23 protein-coding genes are annotated in these 21,754 nt (G+C 42.6%); 9 read left to right on the forward strand and 14 right to left on the reverse strand.

From position 1 onward, the window contains the following. The 5 genes from AC4HAN_RS00405 to xerS all read left to right on the forward strand — a co-directional run bounded on the left by AC4HAN_RS00405 (position 1) and on the right by xerS (position 4,224). Complete coding sequence (locus AC4HAN_RS00405; RefSeq protein ID WP_491090453.1) at positions 1-843, forward strand: glycosyltransferase family 8 protein; 843 nt, start codon at positions 1-3, stop codon at positions 841-843. Between the two features lie 52 nt (positions 844-895). After that, positions 896-1,885, forward strand: coding sequence for a dihydroxyacetone kinase subunit DhaK (dhaK, locus tag AC4HAN_RS00410; RefSeq protein ID WP_491090455.1), 990 nt, complete (start codon positions 896-898; stop codon positions 1,883-1,885). A 17-nt stretch (positions 1,886-1,902) separates the two neighbouring features. Next, on the forward strand, positions 1,903-2,481 hold the full coding sequence (gene dhaL, locus AC4HAN_RS00415) for a dihydroxyacetone kinase subunit DhaL (RefSeq protein WP_491090457.1): 579 nt from the start codon (positions 1,903-1,905) through the stop codon (positions 2,479-2,481). Further along, positions 2,481-2,855, forward strand: a complete 375-nt coding sequence (dhaM, locus tag AC4HAN_RS00420) for a dihydroxyacetone kinase phosphoryl donor subunit DhaM (RefSeq protein WP_491090459.1) — start codon at positions 2,481-2,483, stop codon at positions 2,853-2,855. The genes dhaL and dhaM overlap by 1 nt, the downstream gene beginning before the upstream one ends. 298 nt (positions 2,856-3,153) lie before the next feature. Continuing rightward, the gene (xerS, locus tag AC4HAN_RS00425; RefSeq protein ID WP_491090460.1) at positions 3,154-4,224 is read left to right on the forward strand and encodes a tyrosine recombinase XerS; all 1,071 of its coding nucleotides are present in this window, start codon (positions 3,154-3,156) and stop codon (positions 4,222-4,224) included. 82 nt (positions 4,225-4,306) lie between these two features. Here xerS and AC4HAN_RS00430 read toward each other — a convergent pair whose 3' ends face one another. The 9 genes from AC4HAN_RS00430 to AC4HAN_RS00470 all read right to left on the reverse strand — a co-directional run bounded on the left by AC4HAN_RS00430 (position 4,307) and on the right by AC4HAN_RS00470 (position 11,228). Beyond that, complete coding sequence (locus tag AC4HAN_RS00430) at positions 4,307-5,698, reverse strand: oxaloacetate decarboxylase subunit alpha (protein WP_491090462.1); 1,392 nt, start codon at positions 5,696-5,698, stop codon at positions 4,307-4,309. 118 nt (positions 5,699-5,816) lie between these two features. Beyond that, a complete protein-coding gene (gene citX / locus AC4HAN_RS00435) occupies positions 5,817-6,350 on the reverse strand; it encodes a citrate lyase holo-[acyl-carrier protein] synthase (protein WP_491091105.1) in 534 nt (177 codons plus the stop codon). 4 nt (positions 6,351-6,354) lie between these two features. Continuing rightward, complete coding sequence (gene citF, locus AC4HAN_RS00440; RefSeq protein ID WP_491090464.1) at positions 6,355-7,890, reverse strand: citrate lyase subunit alpha; 1,536 nt, start codon at positions 7,888-7,890, stop codon at positions 6,355-6,357. 1 nt (position 7,891) lies between these two features. Continuing rightward, positions 7,892-8,779, reverse strand: coding sequence for a citrate (pro-3S)-lyase subunit beta (gene citE / locus AC4HAN_RS00445; RefSeq protein ID WP_491090466.1), 888 nt, complete (start codon positions 8,777-8,779; stop codon positions 7,892-7,894). After that, on the reverse strand, positions 8,767-9,075 hold the full coding sequence (gene citD, locus AC4HAN_RS00450) for a citrate lyase acyl carrier protein (protein WP_491090467.1): 309 nt from the start codon (positions 9,073-9,075) through the stop codon (positions 8,767-8,769). Before citD ends, citE begins: the two co-directional genes overlap by 13 nt. Positions 9,076-9,167: 92 nt before the next feature. Then, entirely contained in the window at positions 9,168-9,296 is a 129-nt protein-coding gene (locus AC4HAN_RS00455) for an OadG-related small transporter subunit (RefSeq protein WP_491090469.1), read from the reverse strand. Between the two features lie 28 nt (positions 9,297-9,324). Beyond that, positions 9,325-10,446: a sodium ion-translocating decarboxylase subunit beta gene (locus AC4HAN_RS00460; RefSeq protein WP_491090470.1), complete on the reverse strand. Its 1,122-nt coding sequence runs from the start codon at positions 10,444-10,446 to the stop codon at positions 9,325-9,327. A gap of 29 nt (positions 10,447-10,475) precedes the next feature. Continuing rightward, positions 10,476-10,880, reverse strand: a complete 405-nt coding sequence (locus AC4HAN_RS00465) for an acetyl-CoA carboxylase biotin carboxyl carrier protein subunit (protein ID WP_491090471.1) — start codon at positions 10,878-10,880, stop codon at positions 10,476-10,478. Between the two features lie 18 nt (positions 10,881-10,898). After that, the gene (locus tag AC4HAN_RS00470; protein WP_491090473.1) at positions 10,899-11,228 is read right to left on the reverse strand and encodes a hypothetical protein; all 330 of its coding nucleotides are present in this window, start codon (positions 11,226-11,228) and stop codon (positions 10,899-10,901) included. Between the two features lie 281 nt (positions 11,229-11,509). Between AC4HAN_RS00470 and AC4HAN_RS00475 the strand changes: the two genes are divergently transcribed. The 3 genes from AC4HAN_RS00475 to citG all read left to right on the forward strand — a co-directional run bounded on the left by AC4HAN_RS00475 (position 11,510) and on the right by citG (position 14,658). Continuing rightward, entirely contained in the window at positions 11,510-12,913 is a 1,404-nt protein-coding gene (locus tag AC4HAN_RS00475) for a CitMHS family transporter (protein WP_491090475.1), read from the forward strand. A gap of 166 nt (positions 12,914-13,079) precedes the next feature. After that, a complete protein-coding gene (locus AC4HAN_RS00480) occupies positions 13,080-13,781 on the forward strand; it encodes a GntR family transcriptional regulator (RefSeq protein WP_491090477.1) in 702 nt (233 codons plus the stop codon). Continuing rightward, positions 13,768-14,658: a triphosphoribosyl-dephospho-CoA synthase CitG gene (citG, locus tag AC4HAN_RS00485; protein WP_491090478.1), complete on the forward strand. Its 891-nt coding sequence runs from the start codon at positions 13,768-13,770 to the stop codon at positions 14,656-14,658. Before AC4HAN_RS00480 ends, citG begins: the two co-directional genes overlap by 14 nt. 108 nt (positions 14,659-14,766) lie before the next feature. Here the strand turns inward: citG and AC4HAN_RS00490 are convergent, their stop codons facing one another. Continuing rightward, positions 14,767-15,855 carry an AbrB family transcriptional regulator gene (locus AC4HAN_RS00490; protein WP_491090480.1) on the reverse strand — a complete coding sequence of 363 codons (1,089 nt, stop codon included), beginning with the start codon at positions 15,853-15,855 and terminating at the stop codon, positions 14,767-14,769. Between the two features lie 201 nt (positions 15,856-16,056). Between AC4HAN_RS00490 and citC the strand changes: the two genes are divergently transcribed. Beyond that, positions 16,057-17,103 (forward strand): [citrate (pro-3S)-lyase] ligase, encoded by a 1,047-nt coding sequence (citC, locus tag AC4HAN_RS00495; protein WP_491090482.1) that lies wholly within the window; start codon positions 16,057-16,059, stop codon positions 17,101-17,103. A 158-nt stretch (positions 17,104-17,261) separates the two neighbouring features. Here the strand turns inward: citC and AC4HAN_RS00500 are convergent, their stop codons facing one another. From AC4HAN_RS00500 to AC4HAN_RS00515, 4 genes are read right to left on the reverse strand one after another with little or no spacing between them, the layout of a single operon-like run. After that, on the reverse strand, positions 17,262-18,230 hold the full coding sequence (locus AC4HAN_RS00500) for a sensor histidine kinase (RefSeq protein WP_491090484.1): 969 nt from the start codon (positions 18,228-18,230) through the stop codon (positions 17,262-17,264). Next, on the reverse strand, positions 18,227-18,901 hold the full coding sequence (locus AC4HAN_RS00505; RefSeq protein ID WP_491090485.1) for a response regulator transcription factor: 675 nt from the start codon (positions 18,899-18,901) through the stop codon (positions 18,227-18,229). Before AC4HAN_RS00505 ends, AC4HAN_RS00500 begins: the two co-directional genes overlap by 4 nt. Before the next feature lie 43 nt (positions 18,902-18,944). Further along, a complete protein-coding gene (locus tag AC4HAN_RS00510; protein ID WP_491090487.1) occupies positions 18,945-20,951 on the reverse strand; it encodes an ABC transporter permease in 2,007 nt (668 codons plus the stop codon). A 1-nt stretch (position 20,952) separates the two neighbouring features. After that, a complete protein-coding gene (locus AC4HAN_RS00515; RefSeq protein WP_491090488.1) occupies positions 20,953-21,705 on the reverse strand; it encodes an ABC transporter ATP-binding protein in 753 nt (250 codons plus the stop codon). Positions 21,706-21,754: the final 49 nt, after the last annotated feature.

Consider the following 21,754-nt stretch of genomic DNA (forward strand, 5'->3'; position numbering starts at 1 on the left):
ATGAAGAAACCAGAAAATATCAATCTTTTGTTCGCGATTAATGACCGATTTGTAGATCAATTTAAGGTGACCCTTTATTCTTTATATATCAACAGCTCTTGCAAGCAGCTGACGGTTTATATTCTGCAAAAGGGACTTTTGGACAGACATGACGAGATTGCAGCCTTTTGCCGGCGGCTGGGAATTGCTTATCAACCGATTGTGATCAGCGAAGAGGACTTTAAAGACGCTCCGGTCAGCGATCGCTATCCCGAAACGATTTATTACCGGCTCTTGGCCCAGGAATATCTTCCTCAGCACCTGTCAAGAATTCTTTATTTAGACGCTGATATCCTTTGCCTTAATGACATTGTTTCTCTTTACCGGATGGAAATGGGCAGCAATTTATACGCTGCCGCCAGCCATGTATCAGATAAAGGTATAACAGATATTGTAAATAAGCTGCGCTTAAATAATTTTGAGGCAGAAAGTTATTTCAATACCGGCGTTTTACTGATGAACTTAGAGAAGTGCCGTCAGCAAATAGACCGTCAGGTTATTATGGATTATATCGCTAAAAAAGGAAGAACCTTGCTTTTGCCTGATCAAGATGTTCTCAATGCCCTGTATGGCTCACAAACAAGCCAAATTCCGGATGAAATCTACAATTACGACGCCAGATACAATATCATTTATTTCACCCGCAGTCTGGGAGAATGGGATCTTGACTGGGTTATCAAAAACACCGTTTTCCTGCATTTCTGCGGTAAAGACAAACCTTGGAACAAAGACTATAAAAGCCGCTATGCAGCCTTGTATAAACATTATCAGCATAAAGTCGCCATGTTAGAAAAAGAAAACTGATTTTTCAAAACACCCTATTCATTCATCATAGAAAAAATCGGAGGTAGAGCAGATGAAAAAAATTATCAATGATCCCAGACAAGTCGTGACCGAAATGATCGATGGTTTTGCTTATATGCACAATGATTTAGTCAGTAGATTGGACGGCTTTGATGTCATTGTCCGCAAGGCAGAAAAAGCAGGACAAGTCGGTCTCGTTTCAGGCGGCGGAAGCGGTCATGAACCTTCACATGCCGGTTTTGTCGGTCAAGGCATGCTTTCAGCTGCTGTTTGCGGTGCGGTGTTTACTTCACCGACTCCAGACCAAGTTTTTGAAGCTATCAAAGAAGCTGATGAGGGTGCTGGAGTTTTTCTCATTATAAAAAATTATTCCGGAGACATTATGAATTTTGAAATGGCCCAGGATATGGCAGAAATGGAAGGCATCAAAGTTATGAGCGTTGTTGTGGACGATGATATTGCGGTGGAAGACAGCTTATATACCCAAGGCCGCCGCGGTGTTGCCGGTACCATTCTGGTTCATAAAATCCTGGGAAATGCTGCCAGAAACGGAAAATCACTTGAAGAAATCAAGGCGTTGGCAGATGAATTGGTGAAAAATATCCATACAGTCGGTCTTGCTCTCAGCGGCGCAACGGTTCCGGAAGTCGGTAAACCAGGCTTTACCTTGGCCGATGACGAGATTGAATTTGGTATCGGCATTCATGGTGAGCCCGGCTATCGCCGAGAAAAAATGCAGCCTTCTAAAGCATTAGCCAAAGAATTGGTTGAAAAATTAGCAGCATCTTTCGCTGTCCAGCCCGACGATAAATTCGGTGTTTTAATCAATGGCATGGGAGCGACCCCTCTCATGGAGCAGTATGTATTTGCTAAAGATGTTAAAGAGTCCTTCAGCCAAAAGGGCATTGAAGTAGTTTATAAAAAAATCGGCAATTACATGACCTCGATTGACATGGCAGGTATTTCACTCACCCTTATAAAACTCAAAGACAATGACTGGCTGGAAGCCCTGAACAGTCCGGTTGAAACACCTGCTTGGTAAGGAGAAATGAAGCGATTATGGAAGTAAAAACAGCAAAACTGTGGATGACATTATTTAATGATAAAATTCAGGCAAATAAAGACTATCTCTCTCAGCTTGATACACCAATCGGTGACGGAGATCACGGCGGCAATATGGCTCGCGGCATGACAGCTGTCATGGAAAGCCTCAATACTAAAGAGTTTGACTCAGCAGCTGATGTTTTCAAGGCTGTTTCTATGCAATTGATCAGCAAAGTCGGCGGTGCTTCGGGACCTTTATACGGATCAGCCTTCATGGGAATCACCAAAGCCCAAACAGCTCAAGGTTCCGTTTATGATCTGATAAAAGCCGGTTTAGATATGATTAAACAAAGAGGCAAAGCCAAAGTCAATGAAAAGACGATGGTCGATGTCTGGGCTCCTGTACTGGAAGATATTCAAGCCGGTCGATTGACCAAAGAAAGTATACAATCCTATGTCGAAAAGACAAAGGATATACGAGCTACAAAAGGCCGGGCTTCCTATTTAGGAGAACGCTCCATCGGACACATCGATCCTGGATCATACTCTTCCGGTTTATTATTTGAATCTTTATTAGAAGCAGGTGCACTGTAATGTCGGAAATTGGAATCGTCATTGTTTCACATTCAAAAAATATTGCACAAGGTGTGGCAGACTTGATTCAAGAAGTTGCCAAAGATGTCCCCTTTACCTATACTGGCGGTAAGGAAGACGGCGAAATCGGCACCGGTTTTGACCAAGTACAAAAAGTCATTGAAGACAACCCTAAAGAAACTCTTCTGGCTTTCTTTGATTTAGGTTCTGCCAAAATGAACTTAGAAATGGCCGCAGAGTTCTCAGCCAAAAATATCATTATAAATAAAGTTCCAATCGTTGAAGGAACTTACGCAGCAGCCGCTCTTGTACAAGCAGGAGCAGATTTGCCGGCAATTGAGGAACAATTAAAGGATCTAACTATAGAGAAATAAAAGCCGGCCAACAACCCAAATAATCTCTCTGACAGGTCAATCATCAGATCAACAATCCCCCCGTAACAGTTTTGCTGCGGGGGATTGTTCGTATAAAGTTAAGAAGTTATTATTGTGCTAAATGTTTTTTGACTTATTTAACTTTAATGACTATTAGACTTATGATTTAGCACTTGCTGTCGTGACATAGCCATTAACATCTTTCCGAAAAACTGTAATTTTCTTGAAAATCATATAAAGGTGTGATATACTCCTATTATTAGATAAATATCAATGACTTTTTATTTAGGAGATAGACATGAGACGTGAACTGCTGCTTGAAAAAATTGATGAACTAAAAGAGCTTATGCCCTGGTATGTTTTGGATTACTATCAGTCAAAATTAACTGTTCCATACAGTTTTACGACGCTATACGAATATCTGAAAGAATATCGGCGTTTCTTTGAATGGCTGATTGATGCCGGTGTTTCGGATGCTGAAAAACTTGCTGATATTCCTCTGGAAACCCTTGAAAACCTCAGTAAAAAGGATATGGAGGCTTTTATTCTTTATTTACGGGAGCGGACACTACTCAACTCCAACACCAAGCGTCACGGTGTTTCTCAGACGACTATCAACCGTACGCTGTCAGCCTTATCCAGTCTTTACAAATATTTGACCGAGGAGGTTGAAAATGCTGATGGGGAACCTTATTTTTACCGAAATGTCATGAAAAAAGTTTCGACTAAAAAGAAAAAAGAAACCTTGGCAGCCCGGGCTGAAAATATTAAACAAAAGCTTTTTTTGGGCGATGAAACCATGGAATTTTTGGACTATGTTGATAATGGTTACCAAAACAAACTTTCTAAGAGAGCTCTATCATCTTTCCGAAAAAATAAGGAACGCGATTTGGCTATTATTGCCCTGCTTTTAGCTTCTGGTGTGCGTTTGTCGGAGGCGGTCAACCTTGATCTAAAGGATGTCAATCTCAAAATGATGGTTATCGAGGTTACCCGTAAAGGCGGTAAAAGAGATTCTGTCAATGTGGCCGCTTTTGCCAAACCTTATTTAGAAAATTATATCAACATTCGTCAGGCGCGCTACAAGGCCGAAAAGACGGATACTGCTTTCTTTTTATCGGAATACCGCGGTCTTCCTAATCGTATGGATGCTTCTTCTATCGAAAAAATGGTTGCCAAATACTCAGAAGACTTTAAAATCCGTGTGACTCCCCATAAACTGCGGCACACACTGGCGACAAGGCTCTATGATGCCACTAAATCTCAAGTCTTGGTCAGCCACCAACTGGGACACGCCAGTACTCAGGTAACCGACCTCTATACACATATTGTCAATGACGAGCAAAAGAACGCTTTGGATAAACTTTAAGGCATAATTTAAATTATGTAAAATAAACTCATATAAACTAAAACCTGAGAAAAATCTTCTCAGGTTTTATTACTGTTCATTATTAGTCAAAATCAATTTTGACAGCTACTGTCTGTACAGGCACATCATAGAATGGATCTTCACGGCGGCCTAGGAAATCTTTAGCCTGCTGAGGGAAGGAGGCATAGCTGAGCACATCTTCTTCACTTTTAGCGTACTGGGCGATTTCTTGGCGCAGGGTTGGCAGCTGAGCTTCGATGAGATCTGCCGGCCGTACAGTGATGACCTCTTCATCACCAATGATTTTTTCTTTAATATCCTGATCAATCGGTGCAGGCGGACGGCCATACAGTCCTCGGACATAGTCCTTAATTTCATTTGGCACGACCTTATAGCGTTCGCCGGAAATAACATTCATTAAGGACTGGGTACCGACCATTTGTGACAGCGGAGTTACCAGAGGCGGATAACCTAAGTCGGCTCTGACACGCGGCACTTCCGCCAGAACTTCTTCATAGCGGTCAGCCAGACCTTGCTCAGTTAATTGGCTGAGCAGATTGGACAGCATACCACCGGGAACTTGATAAATTAAAGTTTTAGGCTCAACATCCTTAACTTTAGGATTGAGGATTCCTTCTTTGCGGTAATGATCGCGTACTGTATTAAAATGGGCTGCTGCTTCTTCAACCTTCTTCAAATCAATACCTGTTTCAAAGCCCAGCTCTTCCAAAGCAATAACTAAGGATTCTGTGGCCGGCTGGCTGGTTCCTCCGGCAAAGGAAGAAACAGCTGTATCAATAATATCGGCTCCTGCTTCAGCTACTTTTAGATAGGTCATCTCTGAAATGCCGCTGGTTGCGTGAGTGTGCACTTCGAGCGGAAGATCAACGGCTTCTTTAATGCGTTTAACCAAATCATAACCTGTCTGCGGCGTCAAAACACCAGCCATGTCTTTGATACAGACAGAATCCGCACCAATTTCAGCATATTGTTTTGATAAATCAACAAAATAATCTACTGTATGGACAGGACTTGTGGTATAAGAAATGGCTACTTGTGCATGACCGCCGGCCTCCTTAGTCGCAAGAACAGCTGTCTGCAGGTTGCGCGGATCATTCAGGGCGTCAAAAATACGGACAATATCAATCCCATTTTCGATTGATTTTTGAATAAAGGCGGTTACTACATCGTCAGCATAGTTGCGGTAACCAAGCAAGTTTTGCCCGCGCAAAAGCATCTGCAGTTTGGTGTTTTTGACGTGTTTGCGAATAGTGCGCAGCCGCTCCCAAGGGTCTTCATTTAAGAAACGAAGACAGGAGTCAAAGGTGGCACCGCCCCACATTTCTAAAGCGTGGTAACCAGCTTCATCTAAAGTTTTGAGAACAGGCCGCATTTCCTGAGTTGTCATGCGCGTTGCAATCTGACTCTGCTGCCCATCTCTTAAAACCGTCTCCGTAATACGGATTTTAGTCATTTCTACTCCTTTCATAAGAAATAAGGGTTATTAAGCAAACAAAGCAATTATCAGTTTCATAAAGAATCATTAAAAATTCTAAGGAAACTGATGATTCTTACTCGGCTTGCAGTTTCGTTTAATGCTGTTTAAGCAGGCTGACGATAGCTGAGCGCATGTCTTCAATGCTGTGTTTGCGCGAGCGTCCGCAGACTTTGGCATCCTCATGACAGATATAACACTGCCTTGCGGCAAAGCCCAAATCCTGCCGGCTGATCGGCTGAACTGAGCCGGCTTTAACAGCAAGCACATCTAAATCCATCAGGCGGCCGACAGGTTTTGCGGTTTCTACAGCAATCATTTTTCTTTTTAATGTCTCAGGAAGCAAACTGCTTATCAGATAATATTCCCAGCCCGTATCGAGCATCAGCAAATAATCAAACACAGTGTCTTCATTCAGCTGATGCTTGATGTCCGTGACAATCTCTTCAAAAGCCTGATTTAATACCGGAGATGTCTTTACAGGGCCTGGGATATTCATGGTCAAACAAAGCAAGCTCTGTCCTTTGTATTTTTCAAGAAGAGCTCTTTGCCTGAAGCTGCGCTTTTCCCGTGCAGCCATCATATCCTCTAAGTCAACTTGCGGTCCGTCAAAAACGGTTTGGCTGCTCAGCATGTTAAACATTGTGCACAACATCAATCAGGCTGCCGTCACGGTATTCTATAAGCGCAACAACTTTGTCGCCATATTGAATAGGTTCCGGATTGCCAACGATTGAATAAGCTTTTTCTTTCAGCTCGTCAATAGTAAATTGCGGCACTTTCAAATCTTTGAAGTGTTCCACCAGATCAGGGCGATTAGGATTGATAGCAATACCTACTTCTGTGACAACCACATCTACACTTGTTCCCGGTGTAATGACTGTATTGACCTTGTCAACGAAGGTAGGAATGCGTCCGCGTACCAGCGGTGAAATAACCAAACTCATTTTCGCAGCAAAGGCTGTATCACAGTGTCCGCCTGATGCTCCGCGGATAACGCCGTCTGAGCCGGTCATAACGTTGACATTGAAATCAGTATCCACTTCTAAAGCAGACAGCACGCAGGTATCCAGCTGGTTGATAACTGACCCCTTGCTGAGCGGAGAGGCGTACATATTGGCATCAATTTCGTAGTGCTTTTCAGCATTGCGATCCATAGACATAGCTGATGGATGGTCAAAGTCCTGAACGTCCATAATCTTATCAACCAGACCTTCTTCCAGCAATTCCACCATAGCGTTGGTAATACCGCCGAGAGCAAAATTAGCCTTGATGCCGTCTTTAATCATCTGTTCACGCATGAAACGTGTAACAGCCAGTGAAGCTCCGCCGGTACCGGTTTGGAATGAGAATCCTTCTTTATAGTAAGGGGAGCTTGTGATAACTTTGGCAGCGTATTCAGCAATCAAGAGTTCTTTAGGATTTTTAGTATAGCGTGTTGCCCCTTTAGCGATACCTTCAGGATCCCCGATAGCATCGACCACAACAACATAGTCCACATCTGTCTGCGGAATGCTGATAGGGGTGTTAGGATAAGGTACCAAGGTATCTGTAATGATAACGACTTGGTCAGCATACTTGGCATCAATCATGGCATAGCCGAGTGAACCGCAGGTTGCCTTACCTTTTGTTCCGTTAGCATTGCCGTAAGCATCGGAACTTGGTGCTCCCAGAAAGGCAACATCAATATGGATATCATCTGCAGCAATAGCCCGGGCACGGCCGCCGTGCGAACGGATAACAACAGGATTTTCCATAATGCCTTCTGAAATAGCAGCCCCTACCTTGTCACGCAGACCGCTGGATGTGATATTAGTGACCACACCGTTTTTGATATGTTCAATCAGCGGTTCATGGACATTGGCGATAGAACTTGGGGCAATGGAGATGTTTTTAATGCCCATTTTAGCAATTTCATCCAGCACCATATTCATGACATAATCTCCTTCACGAAAATGATGGTGGAAAGAAATAGTCATGCCGTCTTTAAGCCCGGTTTTTTCAATAGCTTCGTGGATAGAAGACAACAACTTGTCATCAGCAGGTTTGACCGGCTTAACATGTCGGCTTGATTCCTTGTAATCCTTAATATGTGCGAGTTCTCCTTCGAATACACCGTAGCGCTCAGCGTATTCTTGAGGGATATCACGACCTAATTTATTTTCTACCATCTTAAATATCCTCCTCAGTAAGCAAGCCAGCCGCTTTCGCTAAAGCAATGACACGTTCTGCACGTTCAACGATTGGTTTATCAACCATTTTACCTTTGAGCGAGATAACACCTGAGCCTTTGGCTTCAGCATCGCGAATTGCCCAAACAACTTCTTTAGCGTTTTGAATTTCTTTTTCAGTTGGTGCATAAATTTCATTAACCAGCGGAATTTGACGAGGATTGATGACTGATTTACCATCAAATCCTAACTGCTTGATTAAGCGGACTTCGTTTTGGAAGCCTTCTGGATTGTTGACATCTGAATAAACGGTATCAACCGCTGCAATGCCGGCTGCACGTGCGGCATGGAGAATCATGCTGCGCGCAAAGAACAGCTCCTGTCCATCAGGATAACGGCGCGTTTTCATATTTGTCACATAATCCTCAGCACCCAATGCAATACCAATTAAACGATCAGAAGCTTTGGCAATGGCAGGAGCATTAAGAACGCCTTGAGCGGATTCGATAGCTGCCATCATCTTAGTTCGGCCGATTTCAATGCCATTGTCACGTTCAACTTTTTCGATAACCGCTTCAACATCGACAATGTCTTGAGCGTCTTCTGTTTTTGGCAGGCGAATAACATCAACACCCGCAAGGATAACAGCTTCAATATCTAAGGCACCGCAGGTATCCAAACCATTGACACGGACAACAGTTTCTACCTTGCTGTAATCAAACGTCTTCAGTGCAAAATGGACCAAAGCTCTTGACGTATCTTTTTCTTTGAGAGAAACAGAATCTTCCAAGTCAAACATGATCGAGTCAGCTCCGTACAGCGGGGCATCTCTAAGCATAGCCGCATTAGCACCAGGGACAAACATCATTGTTCTTCTTAAACGTTCCATGAGTCAATCTCCTTCCAGTTGTAAGCCTCTACTTGAGCGGCGCGGTGAGCGGCAGCGATTGTCCGAGCCTGAATAGTACAATCCAAAGCTCCCTTGTCCACTGCTTCAACTGCTGCTGCTTTTACATCTAAATGCTTAAGCGTTTCTTCAATAACTTTACGAATTTGTTGACCAAATTGCTTTTCAACACTGCTTTCCAATTGGATAGTAATGCCTTGAGCATCGCTAGGGTTTACTGTTACCATGATATCGCTTGATTCCAGCGAACCGGCAACAGCTGTTTGTTTGATATCCATAATTTCACCTCACATATTTTGATAGGCGGCGCTGGTGAGATAGCTCTCACGGGTGTCGCAATAATATTGGATTACTCGTTAAATCTTTATCCTTACTTATCAACCGGAAATATCTTTATAAGGGCTTCTGCAGCAATGTACAAAATACCTAGTACAATAAAGATACCGGCCATCCCCAAGCCCATCAGTTCAAAGGCTTGAAGCAAATCTTCCATATTCATATCATTACCTCTCTTTTTATCAGGGTTATCAGCTGAAGAATGACAGCAGCAAACCGCCGGCAATAACAGAAGCAATCTGTCCTGAAACGTTGGCTCCTACTGCATACATCAAAACAAAGTTTTGAGGATCTTCATCTGTTGCCATCTTTTGGATGACCCGGCTGGACATTGGAAAGGCTGAGATTCCGGCTGCACCGATCATTGGATTGATCTTTTTGTGACGGAAGATATTCAAAATTTTAGCAAAGAGAACACCGCCGACCGAGTCCATGATGAAAGCTACCAGACCAAACAAGATGATCAGCAGAGTCTGTACATTCAGGAACAAATCAGCCTGCATTTTAACCGAAATGGTCAAGCCCAGCAAAATGCTGACAATGTTGACCAATTCATTTTGTGCGGTCTGTGACAGTCTGTCCAATACACCGCATTCGCGCAGGAGATTCCCAAACATCAGGAATCCAACCAAAGGCAGGGAAATAGGTGCGATAAATCCGGCAACAATCGTAATAAGGATAGGGAACAGGATTTTCGTCAGTTTTGAAACGCTCTCTGCTTTGTAAGTCATGCGAATTTGGCGTTCTTTTTTGGTCGTTACCAGTTTAATAGCAAATGGCTGAATGATAGGAACCAAAGCCATGTAAGAATAAGCTGCAACGGTTATCGGCCCTAACAATTTGGGGGCCAGCTGATTGGCGACGAAAATGGATGTCGGTCCGTCTGCTGCACCGATAATACCGATTGAAGCGGCTTCTTTGATATCAAAACCGGCCATGACAGCTACGACAACGACAAAGAAAATCCCGAATTGAGCCGCCGCTCCAAAAAGCAGCATAAACGGATTTTGAAGCAGGGGACCAAAGTCGATCATAGCACCAATCCCGATGAAAATCAGCAAAGGGAAAAGCTCTGTATTAATCCCGAATTTGAAGAGAATATCAAAGACCCCTTCTTGTTTAACACCGTTAACGACTTGGGTCAAAACCCCGGTGCCGGGGAAATTTACCAAGAGCGTTCCAAGTCCCATAGGTACTAAAAGTGTCGGCTCATATTCCTTTTTAATCCCCAGATACATCAAAACGGCTCCGATGAGCATCATAATAATCTGGGGAAGTGTAATGGATGTAATTCCTGAAATTAAAGTTTCCACAAACTCACTTCCTTCTAATATAATTTGTTCTAAGCGATTGTGATTAGGCCGTCACCGGCGTTGACAACTTGTCCCGGTGTTACATGGATGGCTGAAACGGTACCAGCTGATCCGGCGACAATTTCGTTTTCCATCTTCATGGCTTCCAAAATCATCAACGGCTGATTTTCAGCAACTGCATCACCGACATTAACAAGGATTTTCAAAATCGTTCCGGGCATTGGAGCCGGCATAGCATCAGCACTGGCAGGTGCAGCCGCTGCGGGAGCTGGAGCCGGACTAGGCTGTGCTGGTGCTTCTGCTGGTACTTCCTGAACAGGAGCTGGAGCCGCAGGCGCTGCCGGAGCTGCAGCTGGTGCCGGTGTTCCGCCGATTTCTTCCATTTCAACCAGATACTCCTTACCATCTACTGAGATTTTAAATTTACGTAACATTAACAAATGCCTCCTTTTTTATTTCTTTTGATAAATATTTTTAACGGCTAACTGGCAATCCGGAGATTCCCCAGCTGCGAGACTGGCAGCAATCAATGAAACTTTTAAAGCTTCAGGATTGCGCTGCAAAATCTTTTTAACAGCAAATTGACTGTCAGGATAATCACCGGCTGCAATGGCTGTCGCGATAACACTGACCAACTGATAATCAGATTTATCGGCTGGGATAAAAGCAGGGATCGGTTCCCATTCGGTCTGAAAGGAATTCAAATTATTTTCAGACTTGTTATCATTTACTTTTTCAACAGGTTCCTGTGATTTATGAAACAACCGCGTAAAAAGACCCATCTGTTTCTCCTTTCTTTTTAACTGGGCAGCAGGCAAGTATTTTTTGCCGAAACAACGCTTCTAAGCCTATTATATACTGGATTTGAAAATTTTCATGGCTTTTTTGTGTTCTTTTTTAAAGCCCTTTCAAAATGTTTTTTTTGTGTTCTTCTTCAGAAAGGCTATTCCTTTTTTAAGCGCTTTCATTTATACTAGTCTTGTACAAAAAATCTTGCTTCTTGTTTAAGTTCTGTGTTTTTCATTGGATTTAGATAAGAAAGATTAAAAAGGAGAGATAACTTATGTTATTAACAATTTTAGCGTATGCTATGATTATCGTCTTCATGTATGTTGTCATGAAGAAGAAAATGTCGCCTTTCACGGCATTGGTAATAGTTCCTCTGGTGGCTACTATTATTGTTATTCTGACAGGAGTCGCAGACTTTAAAGCTGACCAAAGTTTTGTCGAATTCCTGGGAGACGATAAAATAGCAAACAACTTGACAGCTATTGGTCCTATGATCTTATACGGGATCAGTAATACTGCTAACACAGGGATTATGCTCCTGTTTGCCATCTTGTATTTCTCACTGATGCTGGATGCAGGCCTCTTTGATCCTATCACAGAAAAGATGATTCGCTTTGCTAAAGGCGATCCAATGAAAGTCTTGATGGCCACTGCTGTCGTTGCAGCTGCTGTTTCGCTAAACGGTGACGGTACAACTACTACTCTTATTTGTTGTTCGGCCTTTCTTCCTATCTATAAAAAACTTAACATGAGAGTCATGAACCTCGGTGTCTTGATTATTCTGCAAAACACTATCATGAACTTGCTTCCTTGGGGCGGACCAACAGCCCGTGCCATGTCCGTGTTAAATGTTGGTTCTGAAATTCTTGGTTATCTTGCACCAGGTATGATTTTGTCACTCCTTTATGTCATCTTCTTCGTTGCAAGAAGCATGGGTAAAAAAGAACGCAAACGCTTGGGAATCACTGAGTTATCTGAAGATGAAATTTCATCCTTAATCGAAACTAATGATCCTGATACAATGGCTATTCGCCGTCCTCAAAACTTTGTCTTCAATGGCATCCTGACAATTGTCTTAATTGCTTGGCTGGTTGCCGGATCCTTTATCCCGGCTATTGAAATGCCATCACTCTTCCTCTTTGCAGTCGGCACCTGTATCGCCTTGATGGTCAACTATCCTAAATTAAAAGATCAATCAAAACGTATCGGTGAAAACGGCGGCGATGCCGTTCAAGTTGTTATCTTGGTCTTTGCTGCAGGTATCTTCATGGGACTCTTCCAAGGTTCCGGTATGGCTGGTGCTCTTGCTCAAAGCTTTACAACAATTATTCCAAAACAACTCGCTGGTTTCTGGGGTCTGGTTATTGCCCTTATCTCTGCACCAGGTACCTTCTTCCTTTCAAACGACGGCTTCTACTACGGTATCATGCCGGTCTTGGCAGAAGCTGGTGCCAAATACGGATTTGACAATATGGCGATGGCCTTAGCTTCCTTGATGGGACAAGCCTTCCACTTATTGAGTCCGCTGGTTGCCTTCATCTACCTGCTGCTTCGTTTGACAGGTTTGGATATGGGCGAATGGCAAAGAGAATCCGCTAAATATGCAGTTGTGGTGTTTGCCATCTTTATCGTAACAATCCTGCTTATCGGACGTCTGCCGTTCTACATTCCGCAATAAAAATAACTGTATAGTTGCAAATAAGAAAATCGCAGCTTGTTTGCAGCCGATTCTCTTAATAAAGGACTTGGGGCAGTTTGCCCTAAGTCCTTTTTATAAATATTTTTGGAAAAAGCTGACTATTTTCGGTATAATAAAATTAAGATTAAAAACATAGGGAGAATTCATGAATTCAGTTGTAAATGCTGTGAAGAACAATTTAGATTTATCACAGAATGTTCCTTTGAAAGTTGCCTTTTACGAGGCCTTGCGAAAAACGATCATCCTAAGCGAGATTCCTGCCGGTTCCCGCATCAATGAAAAAGAACTGGCAACAGCACTCAATATCAGCCGGACACCGATTCGCTATGCGCTGGGGGTTTTGCAGGAAGAAAAATTAGTTGAGCATATTCCCAAACGCGGTATTATTGTGCGCGGCATTAGTTTAAAAGATGCTATCGAGATTTTTGATATTCGCAAGGCTTTGGATACCTTAGCAGCAACCAAGGCTATGTATCTGATGAACGAGGAAGACTTTGCAGAAATGAAAAAAATCCTGACCGACTGTGAAGGATTTATTGATGACGGCGATATCGAAACCATTCTGGATAACTTTAACCAGTTTAACGACCTTATCTACCGTAAAAGTCAGATGCTGCGTCTGAGGGAGATTGTGACGGAACTGCAGACTTATCTAAGATACTTCAGGGAGATCTCCATCGGCTCTGTAGAGAGACGTAAACGTGCTTTAAAAGAGCACTGGATTATCTACCGCGGTATGCGCAACAGAGATGTTGAACAAATCACCCTGATTACACATGAACATTTGAATTCTTCTTTAGAATTTATCCTGCAGCAAATGGAAAGCCGGCAAGATGGGCACCATTAACGAAAACCTTGAGCATGTCAGCAGTCTGGCTGCCAAGGCTCTTTTATATGAACTGGCTCTGTCTCCAAAGCCCGGATTGGTAGACCGTTATGATACTGGCGCCCATGATGATATGGACTTTTATACCTTTACAGACAGCATTATGGCACTTGAACCTTTTTTTCGCCTCTATATTCAAACCGGCTGGACCTACCATGACGAACAGCCCGAACAGCTCTTTCATCGTCTCAGAGCCTTAGGCCTTAAGGCCGAGTCGGCTATGTTTACTGCTACTTTAGGGATCAATACCCACAAAGGAGTTAACTTTTCCTTTGCTTTGCTGCTCGGCGCTACTGGAGCTTATTTGGCTGAGCATCCTGAACTGCTGCAGAGAAGACCGTGTTTCACTCCTGCTGACAGTCAGGCTGTCTGCACCTTAGCCGCTGGCATGACTAAACGCTTGGTTGACCATGATTTAAACCATTTGGAAAAGAAATCTGAACTAACTCACGGCGAACGCCTATTTCTTGAACACGGCATCAAGGGTCCCCGCGGAGAAGCCGCTAGCGGCTATGCTTCACTGACGCAAAAAGCCCTGCCGTTTTTAAGACAGGAGCTGAGAAAAGGAACAGACAAAAATGCCGTACAGCTCCAACTGCTGCTTTACCTTATGTCATTCGTTGAGGACGGCAATCTCATTCACCGCGGCGGGATTACCGCTTGGAAAGAGGTCAAACAGGAATCTGAGATTCTCTTAAAAAACACACCGTCTAAAGATCTGGCCGGTCGGATGAGTGCCTACAACCAAAAGCTGATTGAGCGCCATTTAAGCCCGGGAGGCTCTGCTGATTTGCTGTCTTTGACCTTCTACTTTGCTTTTTTGGAAGGCCTTCTTTAATCCATAGCGGTCTTCTTAAAATAACCGGTACAGTTATTACTTGGAAATAAGCGCAAACATGCTGAGGAGTCCTCAGCATGTTCGTTTTTTTAATTTTTCTTTTTGTCCTTACAGAAAATGCACAATGAATCTTACTAAGATGGGCATGATAATAACGGTATAAAGGGTGCGGCTGATTTGAATCCCTGCAATTTTAGGCATATCCCCGCCTAATTCTCCGGCAAGCAGGGAAATATCTGTTGCCCCAGCCGGCGATGACGCAAAAAGGGCAGACTGCAAATCTAAGATTCCCCTCTTGTACATAACAAAGCCAAAAAAAGCATTGATAATCAGATAGCTCGTCAGCAGCAAAATGATGGGGATGATTAAATGGCGTAATTCCATCAGACTTTTCTGCGTGAAATTAATGCCGATGAGTGAACCGGCACAGACCTGCGCCACATAGCGGATAGCCTTTGTCAGCTGAGCGGTGTTTTTGATAATCTTTAGAATACTGGAAAAAATAAGAGAGAAAATTAAGGCACCGACCGGAATATCCAGCCACAGTCCAATCAAGCCGCCAACACTGGCAACTGCCAAAATCAAGGCGTTATTCAGCCACTCGTCTTTTAAAGACCGCTTATTTTCGAACGTTTCTTCGGACATGTCCTTTTTTACCATATCTGAAGAAGAAAGAACAGTCTCGTTTTTTTGATCATCAGGAGCAAAACGTTTCGTGATAAAAGCGACCCACATCGGCAAAATGATTAAGATTCCTACCAGCCGGGCAGACTGCAAAGTAGCAACAATATCCGACTGCGCTCCCATATCAATACTCATGAGAGAGACATCAACAATTCCGCCGGGCAGACAGGATAAAAAGGCCGTTACAGCGTCCATGTTAAAAAATAGGATAAACACAAAACCCATCACTATCATATTGACAGTAAACAGCAGCATCAAAGAGGCGATAGACACGGCCAGTCTAGGAAGATTGAGCAGATCTTTTTTGGAAACCTGCTGTCCGATATAGGCACCGCTGACAATCTGAGCAAAAATTTTTAAGGAGGCTTCCATTTTCATTTCTCCAGTAAGGATGGAAAAAACAGCCACAGCGACCATGCTGCCAATCATAAACGGTGCGGGAACCTGCAGCTTTTTGGCGGCTAGTCCGCCCAGAAGGCCTACTAAAAGTGTAAAAGCGATTTGTAAAATCATAATCCTTCCTTCTTATCCTAAAGCTTCCTTTTTATTATGACACAATTAAAACTGTTTATAAAGGCATTTTAGGTTCTAAAAGTGTTTCGGATACCTGTTTGTGTTTAAAAAATGCTTAGTTAGTGTTAAAATAGAAGAAATGTCAGCGCTTAATTGCATTCTTTTTGCTTGCAAACAATCTCTATTTATAAAGGAGCAGCCATGTCAACTTATCCGATTTCAAAAATTTACCCTTCTGATAAAAACAGTTTGCAAAAGATTGATGCCCTGCTGGAACAAGAAGGCATTCACCGGGATGCCAATCTGGATTATACCTGTGCTATGTTTGATAATGACCTCAATGTTATTGCGACCGGCAGCTGTTTTGGCAATACGCTTCGCTGTTTAAGCGTCAGCAGCCGTTACCAAGGTGAAGGACTGCTCAATGAAATTGTCACCCATCTCATTAACATTCAGTTCGAGCGCGGCAATACCCATATCTTTCTTTATACCAAACCGTGCACAGCGAAATTTTTTGGTGATTTAGGTTTTTATGAAATTGCCAGAGCTGATAATCAAATTGTGTTCATGGAAAATAAGAAAGATGGTTTCACCCGTTACCTCAAAAGCCTTCAGCTGCTAGAACGTAAAGCTTCAACTGCTGCTGCCTTAGTGATTAATGCCAATCCTTTCACCTTAGGACATCAGTACTTGGTTGAAAAAGCAGCTGCCGACAATGATGTTTTGCACCTGTTTATGGTCAGCGAAGACAGCAGCCTTATCCCCTTTGAAATTCGCAAACGACTGATTTTAGAAGGAACTGCTCATCTAGCCAATATTTGCTACCATGAAACCGGTCCATATATCATCAGCAAATCAACTTTCCCAAGTTATTTCCAAAAAGATCAGGCAGCTGTTATTGAAAGTCAGGCGCGCATTGATTTGGCCATTTTTACGCGTATCGCCCAGCATTTGGGCATCCAAAAGCGCTATGTCGGTGAGGAGCCGACAAGTCTGGTTACCGGTATTTACAATCAGATCATGCTTGAGGAACTTCCTAAGCACGGTATTGAGTGCCTAGTGATTCCTCGCAAAGCTTATAAAAGCGGCCCAATCAGTGCTTCAACCGTCCGGCAGGCTCTCAAAGAAGGCAATATGGACATCTTAAAAGAGCTTCTTCCTCCGACAAGTCTAAGCTATTTTTTGAGCCCTGAAGCCCAGCCGCTTATCCGTAAGATTCAAAAAGAAGCCAATGTTATCCACTATTAGTCCAAATAAACAAAGAGAGACCGAAAGTTTGAATTCTTAGCAAAGAATACCAACACTTTTAGTCTCTTTTTATAAGGGCAGTCGCTGAAATTCCGAACGACTGTCTAATTTTTAACTGCCCGATTTCTAAAATATTCAGGGCAAGACAGCATTTGCCGTCACGAAAGGGGAAATGCTCCTTTCCTTGTGATGTAAACTTGAGTTCCCTGGTCAATCTGACTGTCAACAGCAATGTCCAGCTCAAGACTGTTCAATATCTTTTTAGCCATATAAAGACCTAATCCCGTGGCTTTTTGATGTTCATGCCCGTTGTAACCCGTAAAACCTTCCTCAAAAAGTCTGGGAAGATCTTCTTTTAGAATCCCCATGCCCGTATCTTCAATAAGCACCTGATTTTCTTGAATCGAAATAGTGATACGGCCGCCATTTTTATTATACTTAATGGCATTATCCAAAATTTGCGAAAAGACAAAGCTCAGCCATTTTTTATCTGATTTAAGCTCCCAGTCACCCTTGATATTTACCGAAATATCTTTTTGTAAAAAGAAAATCTGATTTTTCTTAATCAAGTCAATAAGTATCTCACGAACCTGACAGTTTTCAAAACGGAAATCACTTTGATTCTGACTGAATTTGACATAGTTTAAGAGGCGGGCTAAATCATTTTCCAGCCTCAAGAGCTGGCTTTGGACATCGCTTTGGTTCAGCTGGTTGGTCTGTGCCATCAAGGAAATTGCAGAAATCGGCACTTTCATCTGATGGGACCACATTTTGATGAGCTGCTGCAAATTTTCTTCCCGTGTCTTATAAGAAAGTCTGTCATCCAGCTGCTCTTCTAACACTTTTGCAAGTGCTGCCTGATAAGCCAAATCGCTGGGGGCCTGCAGAAAACTCAAATTTTTCAATTCCCTGACCGTCAGAAAATGGTGCAGGCTTTTTAATTTTTGATAAAATTTCCAGTACCAATACAAACTGACAATAAGCAAAATGGTAAGATTAAAAATGAAACTGCTGATAAAGTAAGAAAACGGCAGATGATAAAGATAAAAGGTCAGCCCAAAAGTTAAACTAAGCACTAAGTACAGGCTGTACCAAGAGCTGTATTCTTTAAAAAACGCTCTGATCATTTGATTAGATACCCCACTCCTCTGACTGTATGAATTTTATCAAAATTCAGTGCCAGCACCTTTTTGCGCAGCCTGGTCATATTGACGCTGAGTGTGTTTTGATCAATAAATTCCTCGCCTTCCCACAGCTGATTAAGAAGAGATTCTTTCGTCACCACTTCGCCCTTATGGTCAATCAGCAAAGAGAGAATCTTTGTTTCTGTCGGTGTCAGCTGAATTTTTTCCTGCCTTTCAGTATTGGCAAGCACCCCGTCCAACGTCAGCTCGAAGTCCTCAATTTGATGGCTCTGTTTGGTAAATTCATTAGCCCGGCGCAGAAAAGCCGCGATTTTAGCATCGAGGATTGGGAGCGAAAACGGCTTGCTTAAAAAGTCATCGCCGCCCATATTCATTGCCATAACGGCATTCATCTCTTCATCCGCACTGGAGATAAAAATAATCGGCATGGTCAGCAGATGCTTTCTGATTTCGGTTGTCCAGTAAAACCCGTTAAAGTAAGGCAGGGTAATATCCATGAGCACTACATCCGGTTTGAATTCGGTGATTTCCTGCAAAATAGCCCTGAAATTATCCACGCTTTTGACATGGTAGTGCTGTCCTAAATGATTTTTTAACAGGCTGACGATGGTGATATCATCTTCAACGATATAAATTTTTCCATGCTTTTTCATAGTTTTATTCTACCAAAAAAGCGGCGAAAAATCGCCACTTCTTCTATCTTTCAATCAATTTGTAATACGTTCTGCTGGTGATTTTGTAAATGATAAAGTAAATGATTAGTATGCCGGAAATAGTCAGTGCGCTGACTGTATAAATCAGCCGGTCGCTCTGCACACCAAATAAGAGAAGGAGCTGTTTTAAAATCGGTAGCGCAAAGATAAAGTGGATAATAGCAACAGCTAAAGGCATAAAGAAGACCAGGATAATCTGTGAATTGATGGTCTTTTTGACCTGTTTTAAACTCATTCCTACTTCTTGCAGGATCCTATAAGAGCGTTTGTCCTGCGTCCCTTCGGATAGCTGCTTATAGTAAATAATCAAAGCGGCTCCTAGCAAGAAAGCTATCCCCAGTAAAAAACCTGTAAAAAGAAAGCCGCCGGACAATTTCAAGACTTCCTCGCGATAACCCTGAGCAGTTGAAAGAGCGGCAAACAGGCCGTTTTTTTGATTGACGAGAGCACCGTCATTTTTCGTGGAGAGATCCATTAGGACCTGCTGTTCCTTTTTAGACAGATTAGCATAAGCGCAGTAAGAATAAGTAGATGGTGTTCGGGCTAATTGATTATAGGCTTTCGTCATAGCTGCCATTACGCTGTCATCAGAAACGATGAGGAGCCCTGCCGGAACAGCGATATTTGAAGTCTTCATATTTTTGATGCTTTTAACAGAAGCAACTTTTTTATAATGCTGGCCCAGCCAATTAACTTTATCAAAATGAAAGGACTGGTTCTGGTTGTTATTATAAAAAGCAACCTCATCTGCAGCAAGCTGCTTGACCTTGTTGCCCAGCTTTCTGAAATCATCCTGAGTAATAATCTCTATCGCACCGACTTTATCAATATTCTTATAAGAAGGACTGTTCGAAACAAATGAGCGTCCTACATTGAGGGTTTTAGAGTGGCCGTAAGGAACAGCAAAGTCCACTGACTGGTATTGATCAAAGGACTTATGAAAGTTTTTGTCTGCATGTTTAAGCGGAAGAACAGCCTTTGTCTCAATCTGCTCCTCTGCTTCTTTACGGTTAGTGATATGATAAAAATCAATCATCGTATTCTTAGGATAACTCATTTGAACAAGGTTTTCGCTGCTGGTATAGAGAGCAACTGTTGAAAAAACCGTCACAAAAGCCATGATAGCAAGGAGTGTAATGTTGGCAAGCCCGACAGCATTTTGCTTCATGCGGAAAATCATCTGCGATGTTGTAACAAAATGCTCAGGCTTGTAAAAATAGCGTTTGCTTTTGCGGCGGAATTTCAAATACCATGTGATGAAACTGATATAAAATAAATAGGTTCCCAAAATAACCGCTAAGATAGCTTGGAAAAAGCGCACAATCCCTGTGAGAGCGCTCAAATGTACTGAAGAAACAGACAAATAATAACCATAGCCCAGAGCCAAAACACCGATAACAGCTAATAGAATATTGCCTTTGGGTTCACGCTCACCCTGGCTTTGATTGCCGAAAAGATTGAGCGCCGATGCCCGGTGGATTTTAATGGCACTGACTGCTTCAAGCAGAACAAAAATAACTGCAAATAAGAGAATATTTACAACAAACGCTTTGGGATTGATGGAAAAATTCAGTTGGTTATAGTGTACCAGATTAACAAAAATCAGGTTAAAAAAGTTAGCAAAAACCATACTTAAAATAACGCCCAAAACCATTGTTATCAGATAAACAACAGCTAATTCTATCGTTGACAGCCAGATAATCTGCTTCTTGTTCATTCCCAGAATATTATAAAGTCCAAATTCCTGATTGCGCTGTTTTAAGAGGAAATTATAACTGTACAGACACATGATAGCGGCAAAAATAGTCAGAATGACATTGGCCAATCCTAAGGCAGTCGTACCAGTCCCCATGCTTTTAGCAGCCGGACTCAGCAAAATGAGCAGTGTGATACCGCTGAATAAAAAGGTTGTGACACTGACCAGAAAGAAAGGGGCAAAATGCTTGAAGGACTGCTTGATATTATTGAGAGCTAATTTGATATAAAACATCCTACTCACCTCCTAGAAGAGCTGACATGGTCAGTGAGATATCTTTGCTGAATTCCTGATTGTTTTTGTTTCCTTTATAAATTTGGTGAAAAATCCGCCCATCCTTGATAAAAAGAACACGCTTGGCATGGCTGGCTGCATTGGCCGAGTGGGTCACCATCAAAACGGTCTGACCGTCAGCGTTAATAGTCTCAAACAAATTCAGCAGATCTTCTGAATTACGGTAGTCAAGAGCTGCTGTCGGTTCGTCTGCCAAGAGAATCTGCGGGTTAGTAATTAAGCTACGGGCGATAGCAACTCGCTGCTTTTGCCCGCCGGAAAGCTCAAAGGGCCGCTTTTCCAATAAATCCTGAATTCTCAGCTTTGACGCAATGCGCTGCAGGCGCGTTTCCATTTCTTTATAACTCTTGCGGTCCAGAACCAGCGGCAAAAAGATATTGTCTTTGACAGAGAGCGTATCCAGCAGGTTAAATTCTTGAAAGACAAAGCCCAGGTTTTTCAGACGAAAGCCGGCTAACTCTCCTTCCTTAATCTTGGTAATGTCTTTACCGTTCAAAATAACCGTTCCGTTGGTCGGCTTTTCAAGAGTCGCCAAAATGTTCAGCAAGGTCGTCTTACCAGAGCCGGACTCTCCCATGATGGCAATAAATTCACCCTTATCAACTTTAAAATCGACATCCTGCAGGGCGCGTGTTTCTTCTTTTGAAAAGCGCGTGCGGAAGACTTTTTCTAAATGATTAATTTCTAAAAACATAATGTCTCCTTTTTTCATTATACCTTAATTCATTTGGAAGGTCACTTCC

It is taken from the genome of Streptococcus sp. ELY_86 (genome assembly GCF_058314495.1).